The 15,257-nt window shown below is 52.8% G+C and carries 14 protein-coding genes; 10 read left to right on the plus strand and 4 right to left on the minus strand.

The annotated features are described in order from the left end of the window. Nucleotides 1–22: 22 nt before the first annotated feature. A complete protein-coding gene (locus G544_RS0114925; RefSeq protein ID WP_027275348.1) occupies nucleotides 23–1,369 on the plus strand; it encodes an MATE family efflux transporter in 1,347 nt (448 codons plus the stop codon). On the opposite strand, the gene G544_RS0114930 is transcribed toward G544_RS0114925, so the two are convergent. From G544_RS0114930 to G544_RS0114945, 4 genes are all read right to left on the minus strand, one after another. Continuing rightward, entirely contained in the window at nucleotides 1,366–3,255 is a 1,890-nt protein-coding gene (locus G544_RS0114930; RefSeq protein ID WP_027275349.1) for a diguanylate cyclase domain-containing protein, read from the minus strand. The genes G544_RS0114925 and G544_RS0114930 overlap by 4 nt on opposite strands. Before the next feature lie 99 nt (nucleotides 3,256–3,354). Further along, nucleotides 3,355–4,866, minus strand: a complete 1,512-nt coding sequence (locus G544_RS0114935; RefSeq protein WP_338043270.1) for a diguanylate cyclase domain-containing protein — start codon at nucleotides 4,864–4,866, stop codon at nucleotides 3,355–3,357. Nucleotides 4,867–5,336: 470 nt separating this feature from the next. After that, on the minus strand, nucleotides 5,337–5,660 hold the full coding sequence (locus tag G544_RS0114940; RefSeq protein ID WP_027275351.1) for an AzlD domain-containing protein: 324 nt from the start codon (nucleotides 5,658–5,660) through the stop codon (nucleotides 5,337–5,339). Continuing rightward, nucleotides 5,657–6,376, minus strand: a complete 720-nt coding sequence (locus G544_RS0114945; protein WP_027275352.1) for an AzlC family ABC transporter permease — start codon at nucleotides 6,374–6,376, stop codon at nucleotides 5,657–5,659. The genes G544_RS0114940 and G544_RS0114945 overlap by 4 nt, the downstream gene beginning before the upstream one ends. A gap of 273 nt (nucleotides 6,377–6,649) precedes the next feature. On the opposite strand from G544_RS0114945, the gene G544_RS0114950 reads away from it, so the two are divergent. The 9 genes from G544_RS0114950 (at nucleotide 6,650) to G544_RS20725 (ending at nucleotide 14,808) form a co-directional block, all read left to right on the plus strand. After that, nucleotides 6,650–7,231 (plus strand): NAD(P)H-dependent oxidoreductase, encoded by a 582-nt coding sequence (locus tag G544_RS0114950; RefSeq protein ID WP_027275353.1) that lies wholly within the window; start codon nucleotides 6,650–6,652, stop codon nucleotides 7,229–7,231. Nucleotides 7,232–7,331: 100 nt separating this feature from the next. Beyond that, on the plus strand, nucleotides 7,332–8,159 hold the full coding sequence (locus G544_RS0114955) for a helix-turn-helix transcriptional regulator (protein WP_027275354.1): 828 nt from the start codon (nucleotides 7,332–7,334) through the stop codon (nucleotides 8,157–8,159). A gap of 337 nt (nucleotides 8,160–8,496) precedes the next feature. Then, nucleotides 8,497–9,129, plus strand: a complete 633-nt coding sequence (locus G544_RS0114960; RefSeq protein ID WP_027275355.1) for a LysE family translocator — start codon at nucleotides 8,497–8,499, stop codon at nucleotides 9,127–9,129. 27 nt (nucleotides 9,130–9,156) lie between these two features. Next, nucleotides 9,157–10,149 carry a zinc-binding dehydrogenase gene (locus G544_RS0114965; protein WP_027275356.1) on the plus strand — a complete coding sequence of 331 codons (993 nt, stop codon included), beginning with the start codon at nucleotides 9,157–9,159 and terminating at the stop codon, nucleotides 10,147–10,149. A gap of 25 nt (nucleotides 10,150–10,174) precedes the next feature. Continuing rightward, nucleotides 10,175–11,089, plus strand: a complete 915-nt coding sequence (gene rnz, locus G544_RS0114970) for a ribonuclease Z (RefSeq protein ID WP_027275357.1) — start codon at nucleotides 10,175–10,177, stop codon at nucleotides 11,087–11,089. A 105-nt stretch (nucleotides 11,090–11,194) separates the two neighbouring features. Beyond that, on the plus strand, nucleotides 11,195–11,986 hold the full coding sequence (kdgR, locus tag G544_RS0114975; RefSeq protein ID WP_027275358.1) for a DNA-binding transcriptional regulator KdgR: 792 nt from the start codon (nucleotides 11,195–11,197) through the stop codon (nucleotides 11,984–11,986). A gap of 70 nt (nucleotides 11,987–12,056) precedes the next feature. Then, nucleotides 12,057–13,124: an FAD-binding protein gene (locus G544_RS0114980; RefSeq protein WP_027275359.1), complete on the plus strand. Its 1,068-nt coding sequence runs from the start codon at nucleotides 12,057–12,059 to the stop codon at nucleotides 13,122–13,124. Between the two features lie 155 nt (nucleotides 13,125–13,279). After that, nucleotides 13,280–14,239 carry a D-2-hydroxyacid dehydrogenase family protein gene (locus tag G544_RS0114985; protein ID WP_027275360.1) on the plus strand — a complete coding sequence of 320 codons (960 nt, stop codon included), beginning with the start codon at nucleotides 13,280–13,282 and terminating at the stop codon, nucleotides 14,237–14,239. Nucleotides 14,240–14,484: 245 nt separating this feature from the next. Next, on the plus strand, nucleotides 14,485–14,808 hold the full coding sequence (locus G544_RS20725) for a FaeA/PapI family transcriptional regulator (RefSeq protein ID WP_036024239.1): 324 nt from the start codon (nucleotides 14,485–14,487) through the stop codon (nucleotides 14,806–14,808). Nucleotides 14,809–15,257 lie beyond the last annotated feature (449 nt).

Below are 15,257 nucleotides of genomic sequence, written 5' to 3' on the forward strand. Positions count from 1 at the left end.
AAGACATCACTGTAGGTGAAATATGTTATCAGATACGCGCATAGGGGCGCTTTTCGCCCGTTATGCCGTTCCGGCGCTGATCGCGATGCTTGTGAGCGGCACTTATCAAATCATTGCTGGCTTTTTCGTTGGCCGCTATATCGGCAGCGACGGGCTGGCGGCGATTAACCTCGCCTGGCCGATGGTTGGCGTTCTGCTGGCCGTGGGCCTGATGGTAGGCATCGGCATCGGCAGCCACGTGTCCCTTTCCCGGGGCGCCGGCAAGGGGAAACTAGCGGCCGCCTATATTGGCCAGCTTCCTTTGTTGATTATTATCCCTGGCCTGCTGCTAAGCGTGGCGCTGTTCTACGGCGGAAGGGCGATGCTGGCGCTTCAGGGAGCAGAAGGGCGGGTGCTTGACTATGGCCATGATTTTCTGAACGTTATTGCCTTTGGCGCGCCGCTGGTGCTCGGCAGCATTGCCGTGCCTTACCTGATGCGTAACCTGAACGCGCCGCGTCTGGCGACGACGTTTATGGTCATCGGCGCGCTAATGAACATTGCGCTGGACTACCTGTTTATCGTCATTTTAAAAATGGGGCTGTTCGGCGTGGCGCTGGCGACGCTGATTGCCGAGTCCACCGCGATGGTGCTGGCGCTGTGCTACGTTTTTAGCCGACGCAGCCCGGTTCGCATCGCGAAGAGCGATTTCACGACTCGCGGCGATCTGTGCTGGAAAATCTGTAAAAACGGCTCATCGAGCCTGTTTATGTACGTATATATCAGCGTCATCATTGTTGCCTATAACTTTATGCTGCTTAAGCACGGTGGAGCGATAGAGGTGGCTGCATATGCAATCGTTGGCTATTTGCTGACGTTCTACTACCTGCTGTCAGAAGGGCTGGCGCACGGCATGCAGCCGCTGGTGAGCCGCTTTTTTGGCGCCAGGGACGTCGCCTCGACCGGCAAGATTTTGAGGCTGGCTTTGATGTACAGCGTGGGCGGAGGGATTGTCTATACGCTGGCCATGCTGCTGTTTCCAACGGCGTTCTCCGACTTCTTCGCAGGCGACGATCGCGCGTTGTCTGAGGTGACGGCGGTTGCTATCCGCCTGTCTCTGTTCATGCTGTTTACACAGGGGTTCTTCGTTATCACCGAAGCGTTTTTCCAGTCTATCGGCGAAGGGCATAAGGCGCTGGTCATCACTATCTGTAATATGGTGATTCAGCTGCCGTTTCTGTTCATTTTGCCGCACTTTTGGGGCGTTAACGGCATCTGGCTCGCGATGCCAATATCGGCAGTCGTGCTGGCTGTACCGGTCTTTTTCCTGCTGCTTAAGCAGATAAGGCTGATTAATCGTCGCGCTATGCCTATCGAGACGACTGTTTAATCGTCAACGAGTTCGATGTGGTAGGTGCCTTTACCTTCCTGCTTAGCTCGGTACATGGCCTTATCTGCGCTGGAAAGCAAGGCTTCCGGCGTAAGGTTTTGCGTATTGCGGGCGATAACGATGCCGATGCTAAGGCTCAGTCTGACGGGGATGCCGTTAATTTCCCTCTGTTCGGCCAGCTTCTTAAGCAACCTTTGGCTGATGGTTTTTGCTACCTCAATAGGATTGTCCGGATGTGTTAGCAGGATAGTAAATTCGTCCCCCGCCAGCCGCGCGGGGATGTCTTCCAGCCTCACTGCTCCGCTGACGATGGTGGCGACGTTTTTTAATACCCTATCGCCAAAGTCGTGGCCGTAGACGTCGTTAAACTGCTTAAATCCGTCCAGATCGAGGAAAAACAGCCCAATCCAGGGATGCATATCGCCATCCTGGAGGTAGGCGTTGAGCGTATTGAGAAACGAGCGGCGGTTGGGCAGGCCGGTGAGAATATCGTGGGAGGCTTCGAAAATCAGCGTCTCCTGCAGCTGTTTGAGTTCGGTGATGTCTAGCGAAAGAATGTAAAACTCGCTCTGTTCTCTATCGTTATGAGGGATGAGCGTTGTCTGGACGTGCTTGATCCCCTGGCGCGTCATCAGCTTGTTTTCAAACGCGACGCGCTGGCCGTCAATCACCCGACTTAAATAGGCTTTGGAGCGTTTAAAGCTCTCCTCGCCGATAACCTCCGGCATGTATTTACCGACGGCGGAAAAGCCGAACCAATCTTCGTAAGTTTTGTTGCTGAAAGTGTAGTGAAGATTGTGGCTGACGCAGCTGATGAGCGCCGGTACGTTGTCGGTAATTTCTTTCAGTCGTTCTTTTTCGATATTGAGCAGGGTTTCTGCCTCGATGCGCTGTTCCACCTCTTCGTGAATCAGGTGCAGCGTGTTTTCCAACTGTACGGTGCGTTGCTTAACGCGGGCCTCTAATTCGTTGGTCAGCTTGCGAAGCTCGGTTTGGGCCGCGACCCTTTCGTCGATATCAACGATGACGGCGATAAAGTGGTGAGGTTCGCCCTGACGGTTTTTTACCAAAGAGACGGTCAACAAAATCCAGAATGCGCTCTCTTGACTGTTTATATAGCGTTTTTCAATGGAATAGGTTTCTACTTTACCGGCCAGTATTTCTTGCATCATGTGCAGGTCGGACTCCAGGTCGTCGGGATGGGTGATTTCCTGGAAGGTTTTATGCAACAGCTCATTCTCGCGATATCCGAGCAGGGCGCAGAGCTTGGGATTGACCCGCAGCCATTCTCCGTTTAGCGCGACGCTCGCCATGCCGACGGCCGCCTGATTGAAGGTTTGCTCGAACATTGATTCCGTCGTGCTGAGCGTATCCTCTACGGTTTTGGTGTAAGTGCTTTCCTGCAGGCTGTGGAAATACTGCTCGACCAGCTTGGCAAAGTCGCTCAGGTTGTTGATGTCTTTTTCACTGAAGCTGCGGGGCTTGGTGTCAATGATACAGAGCGTGCCGAGTGCGACACCTTCCCGTGAATGGATTTGGCAGCCTGCGTAAAACACCAGGTGAGGGTCGTCAACAACCGGTGGAATATCGTGAAATCGGGGATCTTTTCGTAAGTCGGGCACGACCAGCGTGCTGTTTTGCAAGATGGCGTGGCTGCACACGGATATGTCTCTCGGCGTTTCGTGCAGGTGGAGGCCAAAACAGGATTTAAACCACTGGCGATCCTTATCTATCAGCGTCACCAGCGCGACCGGCACGTGAAAGAATTCGGCCGCCAGCCGGGTTATGCGATCCAGCCGCTCGGAGGGCGGCGTATCCAGAATGCGTAAAGCGTTTAGAATATTCAGACGTTCCCGTTCGTTATCGGGGAGCCGGGCGGGTATCATTCATGCATTCTCGTCACTTTAACTGTTAGTGCCTAAAAGTATAGTGCAAACAGGGGTATTTTCACGGATGCGCCTTCACCCCTCCTGCAAAATGAAAATTTACTCTTCTTCAATGATTTTATAGGTTCCTCGACCGTTGGCCTTAACCTGGTACATAGCCTTGTCCGCTTGAGAAATCAGCCACTCAGGCGTGACGTCCGGCGCGTTTTTCTTGATGATAACGCCGATGCTCATGCTCAGATTAACGGGCGTTTCTCCAATGCGCTTGATGCTCGCCAGCGTTTTTAGCAGCCGCTCACAGATGTCGGTGACCACGTGGCGGGGATGGCTGTCTCCGTGGAGCAGGATCGTGAATTCGTCGCCGGCAAGCCGGGCGGCGATATCGGTTGAGCGAACGGCATGTTTTAGCGTTTGGGCGACGGTTTGCAGCACGCGATCGCCGAATTCGTGACCGTGGTTGTCGTTAATGGCCTTGAACCTGTCTAGGTCCATAAAAAACAGCGCGATCCACTGTGACTTTGCGCTTGGCAGCAGCTGCTGAAGAGATTCCATAAAGGCCCGACGATTAGGAAGGCCGGTTAGGGCATCATGGGATGCCTTTACGATAAGGGAATCCTGTAAAGACTTAAGCTCGGAGATGTCCAGCGACAGTACATAAAATTCTCCGCGAGACGGATCGGGGTTGGGGATCAGGGTTGTCTGTACGTGCTTCAAACCTTCTTGCGTGACGAACTGATTTTCATAAACAACTTTTTCACCCTTCATCATCGAAGACAGGTAGCGCTCGGCCAGCAGGAAACTGTGTTCTCCCACGACCTCTGGAACCCGCTTACCGATAATTTCCTGCGGTGGGATATTAAACCAGTCGCTGTAGGTTTTATTGGCGAAGGTGTAATAATAGTCATGATTGATGCAGCTAATTAGCGCAGGGACGTTATCCGTGATTTCTTTTAGGCGGTTTCTTTCAATATTGAGAAGCTCTTTAATTTCGTTGTTTTTTTCCACCTCTGCGTTCATCATGCGGAGCATGATTTCCAACTGCTCGGTACGATCTTTTACTCTGCTTTCCAGCTCGCCGGCCAGCTTCTTAAGCGCATTCTCCATTTCCACTTTTTCGTTGATATTAACGACGGCGGTAATAAAGTGGCTGGGATTATGCTGCGCGTCGCGCACTAAAGACACGCTGAGCAGGATCCAAAATACGCGGCCCTTCTTGTCGATATAACGTTTTTCGGTGGTGTAGGTTTGAATGCGGTCGTTAAGCAGGTCGTCAATCAGCTCAAAGCCAATATGAAGATCGTCAGGGTGCGTCACGTCTTGAAAGGTTCGGCTAAGCATCTCATCTTCAGTGTAGCCCAACATGTCGCACAGCTTGCCGTTGACCTTAAGCCACTTGCCGGACAGCGAAACGTTGGCCATTCCCACGGCGGCCAGGTTAAACGTCTGAATGAACATTGATTCGCTGTTCGTCAGGCTGTTTTCTATCGACTTGAGGCGACGACCTTCTTCCTGATAATGAAAATAGCGCTCTATAATTTTAGCGAAATAACGGAAATGTTTTTCATCTTCGTTGCTGAATTCATGCCGTTTTATATCAATCAGAGACAGCACGCCGAATATATTTCCATTTTTGGTGTAGATAGGATGACCCGCGTAAAATATAAGCCCGGGAGCGCCCGTTATAAAGGGATGATTACAATAATCAGGAGCCTCTCTCAGATCGCAAATGATAACGGGATCCTTATTGGAGAACATGTTTTCGGCAACGGTGTGATGTTTATTTTCTTTTTTCTTATTTTGATTAAAAAAAGAGTGTTCCCAATGGGACTCGTTATCTGTTTGAGTAATTAATGCGGCCGGTACGTGAAAGTGATCGGCTATCAGGCTGGTTATATTATAAAGCTCTTCGGAATTTGAAACGTTTAGCGTTCGAACGTTAGAGCTTAGCGCGCTTGCGCCTTTCTTTAATAGCGTAGGGATCATCCTTGTACTCTTGATAGAAGATGAAGTTATCAAGAGTATAAGGCAAGAATCTTATTAGCTGTTATAAATTTCCGATCAAAAATAGAAATTATCTTTTATTAAAAATAAGATGATAATCCAGTTTTTAATAGCATAAAAATAGCTAAGCTTAGCACGACGGAAATTAGCGTGTTTCGAATAAACATTGCCAGCAATATAGAAAAAATCGCGCCGATAAAATAAGGATTAAGCGGGATGTCTCTAAAGCCGCCGTCGTTTAAAAATATAATCGGTGCGCAGATAGCCGTTAAAATGGCCGGTATCGAGAAACTCAGCAGCTTTTTAATCACCGGGCTTAGCTTAATAGGCAAGCTGGGCTCGAGAAAAACGTAGCGATTGAAGAAAACGACCAGCGCGGTAGAGATAATAATTACCCAAATCATGCCTTTTCTCCAATAGCAAGTGACGTAATTAACCCGGCGAACATGGCGATGACGCCTGAAATAATCAAGGAGCTCGGAACCTGAAAATAGCCCAGAACGACCGACAGAATCAGTGCGGTGAGCACACAGACCAGCGTGGGCAGGCTTTTTATCAGGGGAACGACAATGACGATAAAGGTTGCGGCGATGGAAAAGTCTAAGCCGTAGCTTCCCAAATCCTCTATCTGCGTAGCGGCTACGGCGCCGGCCAGCGTTGAGGCGAGCCAGAATAGATAAAAGAACAGCCCGATCCCCAGTGCGTACCAACGGTCAAAGTTTTTCTCCCGGCGCTCGCCTATCAGAGCGAACAGCTCATCCGTCAGTAGAAAACCCAAAATCAGACGCCAGCGTAGCGGCAGCGGCGCAATGCGTTCACGCATCGTCAGGCCGTAGAGCAGGTGCTGTGACGAGATAAAAAAGGCCGAAATAAGGATAGCAACGAGCCCTGAACCCGCTTTAATCATGCCCATGGTGGCCAGTTGGGTCGCGCCGGCAAAGATAATGGCCGACATTCCAACCCCCTGCGCCGCCGTAAGCCCGGTTTCAATCGCCATTGAGCCGGCTAACAGGCCCCATGGCAAAACGGCCAGGCTCAGCGGCAGTATAGCGATACAGCCTTTAACAAAGCTGAGCCAGGGAGAATGAGGAGGGTTTGTGTCTGACGTAAGTTCACTCATAGTTAGCGGCCTGTTTCCTTTTTTATTTTTGTGAGGGAACTCACCATCTTGAATGAAATTATGCTATTCGCCAAGCGCAAAGGGAGCATTTTCTCTACCTCTTTAGCTATTTTTCATTTAACAGACGAAACGGGTTTGAGGAATTGTTGACTGTGAGTCAATTATCTTATGCGATTATTGTGGTTTTTCCGTTCAATAGGGCGAGTAGAATAGAGCCTAATCCATTCAGCGGCGCTTGGCCGCAGACTCTTTCTTATCGGACGGAACAATATTATGAGCAACGTTTTAATCGTCAACGGCATGAAAAAATTTGCCCACTCTAACGGCGAACTGAATATGACTTTACACCGCGCGGCGGTTGAAACGCTGCAAGGGTTGGGCCACAGCGTAAAAGAAACCATTGTCGACCGCGGCTATGAGATCGAAGAAGAGATCGAAAAGTACCTGTGGGCCGATACCGTCATCTATCAACAGCCCGGCTGGTGGATGGGCGCGCCGTGGATCCTGAAAAAGTACATTGACGACGTGTTTACCGCCGGGCACGGTCGCCTGTATGAAAACGACGGGCGTACGCGTTCTGATGACGCTAAAAAATACGGTTCCGGCGGCCTGATCCAGGGCAAAACCTACATGCTGTCCGTAACCTGGAACGCGCCGGAAGAGGCGTTTACCGATCCAGAACAGTTCTTTGAGGGCGTCGGCGTTGACGGCGTCTATCTGCCGTTCCATAAGGCCAACCAGTTTTTAGGCATGTCGCCGCTGCCGACTTTCCTGTGCACCGACGTGATGAAGCGTCCTGATGTGGAAAACAACCTTAAGCGTTTGAATGAGCACCTGACGAAGGTATTTGGATAAGTAGGCGAAATCTGCTTTTTAAAACGGTCATTTTTTAATGACCGTTTTTTTACCCACGCGTTAAGATAGGCGTTTCACCGTTGGAACTGGGGGCCGTCGTATGCAAAGTGCGCTTGGGCAAGTAAAGTCGGTTAAACAGGGATACTGGCGAAGCCAATTTTTGCCGCACGTGGAGCTGCGCTCGACCTATCAAAGCCGCGTGGGGTACGGAGAGCATCTCCACCGGGCGTTTTCCATCGGCGCTATTCTTGAGGGACAAACCTGCGTACGCTACCTCGGGCAGGAAAAACGAGCCCAGGCCGGAGAGCTGGCGCTGATTGAACCCGGCGCTGCGCATAGCTGTAATCCGATAGGCGAGCAGGCCCGAAGTTATCATATGCTCTATATTAACGCCGACTGGTGCCTTGAGCGCCTCTCTTCCCTTTTAGATTCGCGGGTTGAACGCCTGCGCTGTTCCTGTTTTTCTATAAACGATCCCGCCCTGTTTTCACGCTACCTGTCGCTGGTCGATGCGCTGATGCAGCGAGAGCCGCAGGCTTGGGAACGTGCGCTTGCGGCGTTTATAGACCCATTGATGCTTCGCTACTGCTCGCCCGACTTACCGTCGACGGAACGCGGCGCGGTTCGTTTTATGCGCAGCCGTCTGCAGGAAAGCCTGTCGTCGCCGCCAACGCTTGCCGAACTGGCGAACGATCTCAGCCTTCGGCCTGAAACGCTGATCCGCGCCTTTTATCGAGAGGTCGGCATGACGCCCCATGCCTATGTCAACAGCCTGCGCATCGAGTGGGCAAAGTCGCTGCTTAAAGAAGGGGAAAGCATTGCCGATACGGCGCAGACGGTAGGGTTTAGCGATCAAAGCCACTTTCACAAGCGCTTTGTCGCCGCGACCGCCGCCACGCCGGGGCAGTATCTGCTTAATATACCCTAAATAATTCTAGTTGTAGGAAGGCGGCAAGGGAGTGACAAATTCGTCGGGAACGAATTTGACCAGCCGAAGGCTGGCCTCCGGTGAGAGGCAGGAGCCTCTCATTAATCCCCAGGAGCTTACATAAGTAAGTGACTGGGGTGAACGACAAATCTGTCTGGAACAGATTTGAACGCCGTTTGCGGCGGCCCGCAAGGGCGAGGCCCATGGATGGGCCGAGTATTTACAGCCAACGCATCTACAACTTGAAGTATGACGGGTATAGATCAATTTTTGACAATCCATAGCCCTCCCTCGAAGGCTAAAGTCTTTCCGGTGTTTCACAACCGGATAGGACCTTATGATAAACGAATGGTTACCGTCGGCGTTTCTTCCGCTGGCGCTGGCGCACGGCGTTGCGCTTTTAAGCCCTGGCCCCGACTTTTTTCTGTTGACCGGCTACGCGATACGCTATCGGCTTCGCGGCAGCGCGTTCATCTGTTTAGGCATCGCGCTGGGCAACGCAGTTTATATCGCTGTAGCCATCGTCGGATTTCGCAGCGTTGCCGGCGCACAGGGGCTGTTTACGCTAATTCAGGCGGCGGGGGCGCTCTATTTGCTTTATATTGGAACGCAGCTGCTGAAAAGCCGCCCCGGAGAACTTACTCTCAATACGGCGTCAGGCGGCGTTTCAGCCTTCAGGCAGCTGGCGCTTGGGCTCGGGTCATCGCTGCTGAATCCTAAAAATGCGCTGTTCTATATGAGCCTGATGACCTCCATACTCGGAAGCCAGGTAACGCTAACACAGCAGATTGGTTGCGGTATCTGGATGTTTTTCGCCGTGCTGCTTTGGGATCTGCTGGTGGCGTCGGCGATTGGCCTTCCTGTCGTACAAGAACGGCTTGGACGCTGGCTACACTGGATAGAGCGCGGCGCGGGCGCTGTTTTAGTCGCAATGGGGCTGGGCCTGATGGTTGATATTGCCATAACGTAATGACGTAAACCGGTTAAGGAGCAAACAATGCCAAAACAAACGCTGTCGTGGTGCTGGTCGCAGCCCGGAGAGCCGGACTCTCTGTCTTTGAGCCATACCGAACTCCCCGAGCTCGGTGGCGATGATATCGTTGTTGCCAATCGGGTCATCGGCCTGAATCCCGTCGACTGGAAGTTTATCGCTCAGCCTTTTAACCTCTGGGAGCCGGGACATATCCCCGGCGTCGATGGAATGGGGACCGTTGTGGCGCTGGGCGATCGCGTGCGCCATCTGCGCATCGGCAGCCGCGTTTGTTACCATACCAACCTGCGTACGAACGGCAGTTTTAGCCATCATACCGTGATTTCCGCCAAGGCGGCGATCCCCGTTCCTGAATCCGTAACCGACGAAGCGGCGGCCGCGCTTCCCTGCCCAGGGCTGACGGCATGGCAGGCAATGAAAAAGGCGCCGGACCTTAAGGGTAAGCGCGTTTTGGTCAGCGGCGCGGGCGGATCCGTGGGCTCAATACTGACCCAGCTGCTGATTGAGCAGGGCGCCCTGGTTTACGCCACAGCTAGCGAGATTAATCATGCGCGGCTTGGGCATTGGGGCGTCGTTGCGGCGTTCGACTACCGTCAGAGCGACTGGCGGCAGCAGCTGCGTCAACAGTTGGGCTCTCACGCGCTGCACGCCGCGTTTGATATGGTTAGCGGCGAACATGCCGCCACGCTCGCACCGCTTCTTGGTTACTATGGCCACCTGGTTTGCGTGCAGGATCGCGTTAGCTCATCGCCCGTCGGTGCGTTTACTACCTGCCTGTCCCTGCATGAGATCGTGCTGGGGGCTATGCATCAGCACGGCAGCGACGCCCAGTGGGCCGAACTGGTTCTGGCCGGGCAGGGGCTTTTGGAGAGCGTCTCTCGCGGCGCGTTGACGCTGCCGCCTTTTGACGTCAGCCCGTTTGACGCGCTGCCGGAAAGCCTGATGCGCCTTAAGCGTAACGATCGCGCGCTTAAATATCTGATTAGAATAGAGTCATAGTGTTAAGCAAGGAAAAGAACGACTAATGGAACTCCTCTTTTTAGGCACCGGCGCAGGGACGCCGTCCAGGCTGCGCAACGTGAGCAGCGTTGCGCTGACGCTAACGGATGAAGGCGGCTCGGTCTGGCTGTTTGACTGCGGCGAAGGCACCCAGCACCGGATCCTGCGTACCGCCATAAGCCCGGGTAAGATTGAGAAAATATTCATCACTCACCTGCACGGCGACCACATCTTTGGCCTGCCTGGCCTGTTGACCAGCCGCTCCATGCTTGGCACGAACGGCGCGCTGATGCTCTATGGGCCAACGGGCATTAAGGCCTATGTGGAAATCGCGCTGGCGACCAGTGCCTCCTACTTAACCTACCCGCTGGAGATTGTGGAGTTTGAACCGGGCGTTATCCATCAGGACGACCGGTTTTGCGTCACGGCGCTGCCGTTAAACCACGTAGTGCCCAGCTTTGGCTATCGCATTGAGGAATCGGACCGGCCAGGTTCGCTTGACGCCGCGCGCCTCAAGGCCGCAGGCATTAGGCCGGGGCCGCTGTTTCAGCGCCTGAAAGCGGCAGAGCGCGTTCAGCTTGACGACGGTAGAATTATCGATGGGCGGGACTTTCTGGGGCCCTCGATTAAGGGGCGAAAGGTGGCGATTTTTGGCGATACGGCGCCGGCGGAAAACGCCTCGCTGCTGGCAAACGGCGTAGATCTCATGGTGCACGAAGCGACGCTGGAAGCCTCCATGGCGGAACGGGCCAACGGGCGTGGGCATTCGACTACCCGCCAAGCCGCGCAGGCGGCAAAAGACGCCGGCGCCAAGCGCCTTATCGTTACCCACCTGAGTCCGCGCTACGGCAAAGAAGATGAGGAACGCCTGCTTGAGGAATGCCGTACGGTTTTTCCCAATACGGAAATGGCCGCCGACCTGACGTCGTTTACGGTATAACCCACGGATTTTTTATGAAGAATTGTTAGAGCTAACTTTTTAACATTATACTGGAAACAGTGTTCCAATTTTTCTGAAACGAAACCCGAAACAGGTGGCAGCGCCATGGCGGCAGAGGATTTAGATAAACAGCCGGATTCCGTCTCTTCCGTGCTGAAAGTGTTTGGCATTTTGAACGCGCTGGGCGATGAGCGCGATATCGGCATTTCCGAGCTGGCGCAGCGGGTAATGATGTCAAAAAGCACCGTCTATCGTTTTTTGCAGACGATGAAAGCGCTGGGCTACGTTAGCCAGGAAGAAGAAACGGAAAAGTACTCGCTAACCCTCAAGCTGTTTGAGCTGGGCTCGAAGGCGCTTGTGCACGTCGACGCGATCCGCTATGCCAACGGCCCGATGCGCGAGCTTTCGCGGCAAACTAAAGAGGCCATCCACCTCGGCGCGTTGGATGACGACGCCATCATCTACATCCACAAGATAGACTCGCAGTACAATCTGCGCATGTATTCCCGCATCGGTCGCCGTAATCCCGTTCACTCCACCGCGATCGGCAAAGTGCTGATGGCCTGGTGCGAGCCCGGCCTTCGCGAGGATACGTTGGCTAAAATTACCTTTAGTCCCGGAACCGGTAAGGCCGTTCAGAGTAAGGAGGCGTTGCTGCCCCTGCTGGAAAACGTGCGGGCGCAGGGGTATGCCGAGGATGTAGAAGAGCAGGAGGAGGGCGTGCGCTGCATCGCGGTGCCGGTGTTTGACCGCTTTGGCGTCGTAAACCTGGGCCTAAGCCTCTCTCTGCCGACGGTTCGCTTCAGCGAAGAGGGCAAGCCTGCACTGATTGCCTTACTGCACGCGGCCGCGCGCAACGTATCGTCACAGCTGGGCTATCACGACTACCCGTTCTGAACGGCGCTTCATGCCGGCTTCACACGTGTCGTATAACTTCCTCGTCTATTAATAAACGGGGAGATTTACAATGGACTGTTATGACGTCGCCATTATTGGCTTAGGCCCGGCAGGCGCAACGCTGGCGCGATTGCTGAGTGAGAAACTTAGGGTTATCGCGCTGGACAAAAAGCGCGCAAGTGGAAGCGAAGGATTTCAAAAGCCCTGCGGCGGACTGCTGGCGCCGGACGCACAGCGCGCCTTTATTCGCTTTGGGCTTAACCTGCCGACCAGCGTTATCGCCAACCCGCAGATTTTCAGCGTCAAAACGCTGGACACCCAGACCGGCATTACCTGTAACTATCAGCGCAGCTACATCAACATCAATCGCCACGCCTTCGACCTGTGGATGAAGTCGCTGGTGCCCGAACGCGTGGAAGTCCATCATGATACGCTGTGCAAGCGCCTTGAGCGCACGGATGAGGGCTACCATGTGACCTTTGTAGAAGACGGCGAAGAAAAGCGTATCCACGCTCGCTATCTGGTCGGCGCCGACGGCGCTAACTCGATGGTCCGCCGCTATCTCTATCCCCGGCATGAAATTCGCCGCTATCAGGCTATCCAGCAGTGGTTTGAAGATAAACATCCCGTCCCGTTTTACTCCTGTCTGTTTGATAACGACGTGACGGATTGCTACGCCTGGAGCATCAGTAAGGACGGCTACTTTATCTTTGGCGGCGCGTTCCCGATGAAGGAGGGGCGCGAACGCTATGACATGCTGAAAGAGAAGGTGGAGCTCCACCGTTTTACCTTTGGCACCGCGTTGAAAAGCGAAAAGTGCACCGTGCTGTGCCCGTCCGGCTGGCGAGACTTCGTCTGCGGCAAAGACGACGCGTTTTTGATTGGTGAAGCGGCGGGCTTTATCAGCGCCAGCTCGCTGGAGGGAATTAGCTACGCGCTAGACAGCGCGGAGCTGCTGAGCCGAATATTGAATAAGGGCGGAACGTCTTTGAATCCGTCCTACCGAAAGAGCACGTTCAGGCTGAGGCTCAAGCTGCTGAGCAAGGTGTTCAAGGCTAGAATTCTGACAACGCCATGGTTACGAAAGCTTATTATGAAAAGCCGAATCAGCCACATTGAGCAGGCGTCAGCGCGTTAGGTTCTCCGCGTATAGTGATGAGGCACGGTCTGGAACGCGTTGTCAGGCAATATCGGAAATTAGAGGTCAGGCAAGGTTTTTATATCGGGCAGCGTGTACATTCTCGACATCTTAATCCTATATAACCGATTGATTGAATGGAGTTTATGCTGATTATGAACTTAAAGTGTGTAATTCTCGACGACTATCAGAACGTTGCACAGACGATGGCGGATTGGTCGACTCTGGAGGGGAGCGTAGACATCTTTTCTCTAACCGAACATATTGACGATGAATCGCAGCTTGCCGAGAAGATTGGCGACTGCGACATTGTCGTTATCATGCGCGAGCGCACTCCCTTCACCGCTTCACTGTTTGCCCGACTGCCAAAGCTTAAGCTTCTGATTACCTCGGGCATGCGAAATGCTTCTATCGATCTGAAAGCGGCCAGTGCGCAGGGTGTGACCGTATGCGGGACGGCGAGCGGCTCAGAGCCGCCGATGGAGCTCACCTGGGCGCTAATTTTAGGGCTGGCGCGTCACGTCGTGCAGGAAAATAACGCTTTTCGTCAAAGCGGGCCGTGGCAGAGCAGCGTGGGCATGACCCTGAGCGGAAAACGCCTTGGCCTGCTGGGATTGGGTAAAATTGGCGGACGCATGGCGCAGGTAGCCAACGCGTTCGGCATGCAGGTATCGGCCTGGAGCCCTAACCTGACGGCAGAGCGCGCTCAGGAGTGCGGCGCTCGGCTTGCGGAATCAAAAGAGGCGCTTTTGAAAGAAAGCGATATCGTCTCTATCCACCTGGTGCTGGGGGAACGCAGCCGCGGGCTGATTGGTCGCGATGAGCTCAATATGATGAAGCCGAGCGCCCTGCTCATTAACACGTCGCGCGCCGCGATTATCAACCAGAACGCACTGATTGACGCGTTAAGGGAAAACCGCATCGCAGGCGCAGGGCTGGACGTATTTGATATCGAGCCGCTACCCAAAGAGCACCCTTTGCGCACGTTGCCTAACGTGCTGGCTACCCCGCACCTTGGTTACGTAGCGGACAGCAACTACCGGGGATATTTTGAAGGCGCGGTTGAAGATATTCAAGCCTTCCTTGCAGGCGCCCCCGTTCGACAGCTGAAGTAAAACCATTAGCCATTTTTCGTTGGAGGCTCCGTTATGGCGGCGCCTCTGACGATAATATGGAACATTGGGCGCTTTAAGAATAAAAGGGTTATTTCTTGACCTCGGGGTATTATTCAACGCATTCTTATCCGGACGGATAAAAATGAAAGAGAAGATAATATCCATCAGTGATGGATGAATTTTTTCTAATTCGTGTATAATCCGGAAATATTTATGCCTATTTTATATTTCTCTTGGGGGGATAAATGAAAAATAGTGATGAGTCGGTACAAAAAGTCACAAAAGGCGCAGCGATTACTCAGGAAATATTGGACGCTCTGGCGCAGAAGTGTGCCGAGAAATATGCCGCGGTAAAGGATAATGTTACTATTAGTGCCGATATGAGCGATGAGACGCTGCGTAAAATTGCGCCTACGACCAACGATATTGCAGAAAGCTGCATTATTAACGTTTATCAAGCTCGCTACTATCTGCTTAAGCTGATGGAAGAAGGGCTGGTGTTAAAGACCGGCGTGAAGAAAGGATATCCTCTGCACTGGTGGCTGCTGGGCTCCGAGAAGCGGGCGTAGTTACAGCTACGTTGACGGTTCTTTCTCTCTTATTGTTGACTATTAGCCTGCGTATTTTTTAGCGTAGGCGATGATATTATCTCGTCGTTTGTCAATTAGCGGAAAGCCTTCGTTCACCGCGTTGACATCGGCCAGTATCGCTATATCTGTTAGTTTCAGTTCTCTTTTTCCGTATGAAACTCCGCCGTTCTCTCGCTGCGTTATATGCCTTTCTCTCTTTAAGTTACAATACGCATAAATATTATTTTTAATTAGCCTATCTCGTTTAAGGGATTCTATTACGCTGACGGGATTTTTATTTATGCCTGTTGCTAAGTATATTTAAAGTGGGACTAAAGTCTCGTTTGTTATTTCAGAAAACTCTTTTAGGCCTTACTTTGACATAAATGGCAACGGCGCAAAGAAGCGTTGCATGCTAGGATTACTCATCGCTTACCGCACCAACAGCG

This window comes from Leminorella grimontii ATCC 33999 = DSM 5078, from assembly GCF_000439085.1.
Classification (GTDB): domain Bacteria; phylum Pseudomonadota; class Gammaproteobacteria; order Enterobacterales; family Enterobacteriaceae; genus Leminorella; species Leminorella grimontii.

Excerpts from the sequence above, each read along its gene's own strand:
- G544_RS0114925 (WP_027275348.1), top strand. The coding sequence starts at position 23 with ATGTTATCAGATACGCGCATAGGGGCGCTTTTCGCCCGTTATGCCGTT.
- G544_RS0114930 (WP_027275349.1), bottom strand. The coding sequence starts at position 3,255 with ATGATACCCGCCCGGCTCCCCGATAACGAACGGGAACGTCTGAATATT.
- G544_RS0114940 (WP_027275351.1), bottom strand. The coding sequence starts at position 5,660 with ATGATTTGGGTAATTATTATCTCTACCGCGCTGGTCGTTTTCTTCAAT.
- G544_RS0114945 (WP_027275352.1), bottom strand. The coding sequence starts at position 6,376 with ATGAGTGAACTTACGTCAGACACAAACCCTCCTCATTCTCCCTGGCTC.
- G544_RS0114950 (WP_027275353.1), top strand. The coding sequence starts at position 6,650 with ATGAGCAACGTTTTAATCGTCAACGGCATGAAAAAATTTGCCCACTCT.
- G544_RS0114955 (WP_027275354.1), top strand. The coding sequence starts at position 7,332 with ATGCAAAGTGCGCTTGGGCAAGTAAAGTCGGTTAAACAGGGATACTGG.
- G544_RS0114960 (WP_027275355.1), top strand. The coding sequence starts at position 8,497 with ATGATAAACGAATGGTTACCGTCGGCGTTTCTTCCGCTGGCGCTGGCG.
- G544_RS0114965 (WP_027275356.1), top strand. The coding sequence starts at position 9,157 with ATGCCAAAACAAACGCTGTCGTGGTGCTGGTCGCAGCCCGGAGAGCCG.
- rnz (WP_027275357.1), top strand. The coding sequence starts at position 10,175 with ATGGAACTCCTCTTTTTAGGCACCGGCGCAGGGACGCCGTCCAGGCTG.
- kdgR (WP_027275358.1), top strand. The coding sequence starts at position 11,195 with ATGGCGGCAGAGGATTTAGATAAACAGCCGGATTCCGTCTCTTCCGTG.
- G544_RS0114980 (WP_027275359.1), top strand. The coding sequence starts at position 12,057 with ATGGACTGTTATGACGTCGCCATTATTGGCTTAGGCCCGGCAGGCGCA.
- G544_RS0114985 (WP_027275360.1), top strand. The coding sequence starts at position 13,280 with ATGAACTTAAAGTGTGTAATTCTCGACGACTATCAGAACGTTGCACAG.
- G544_RS20725 (WP_036024239.1), top strand. The coding sequence starts at position 14,485 with ATGAAAAATAGTGATGAGTCGGTACAAAAAGTCACAAAAGGCGCAGCG.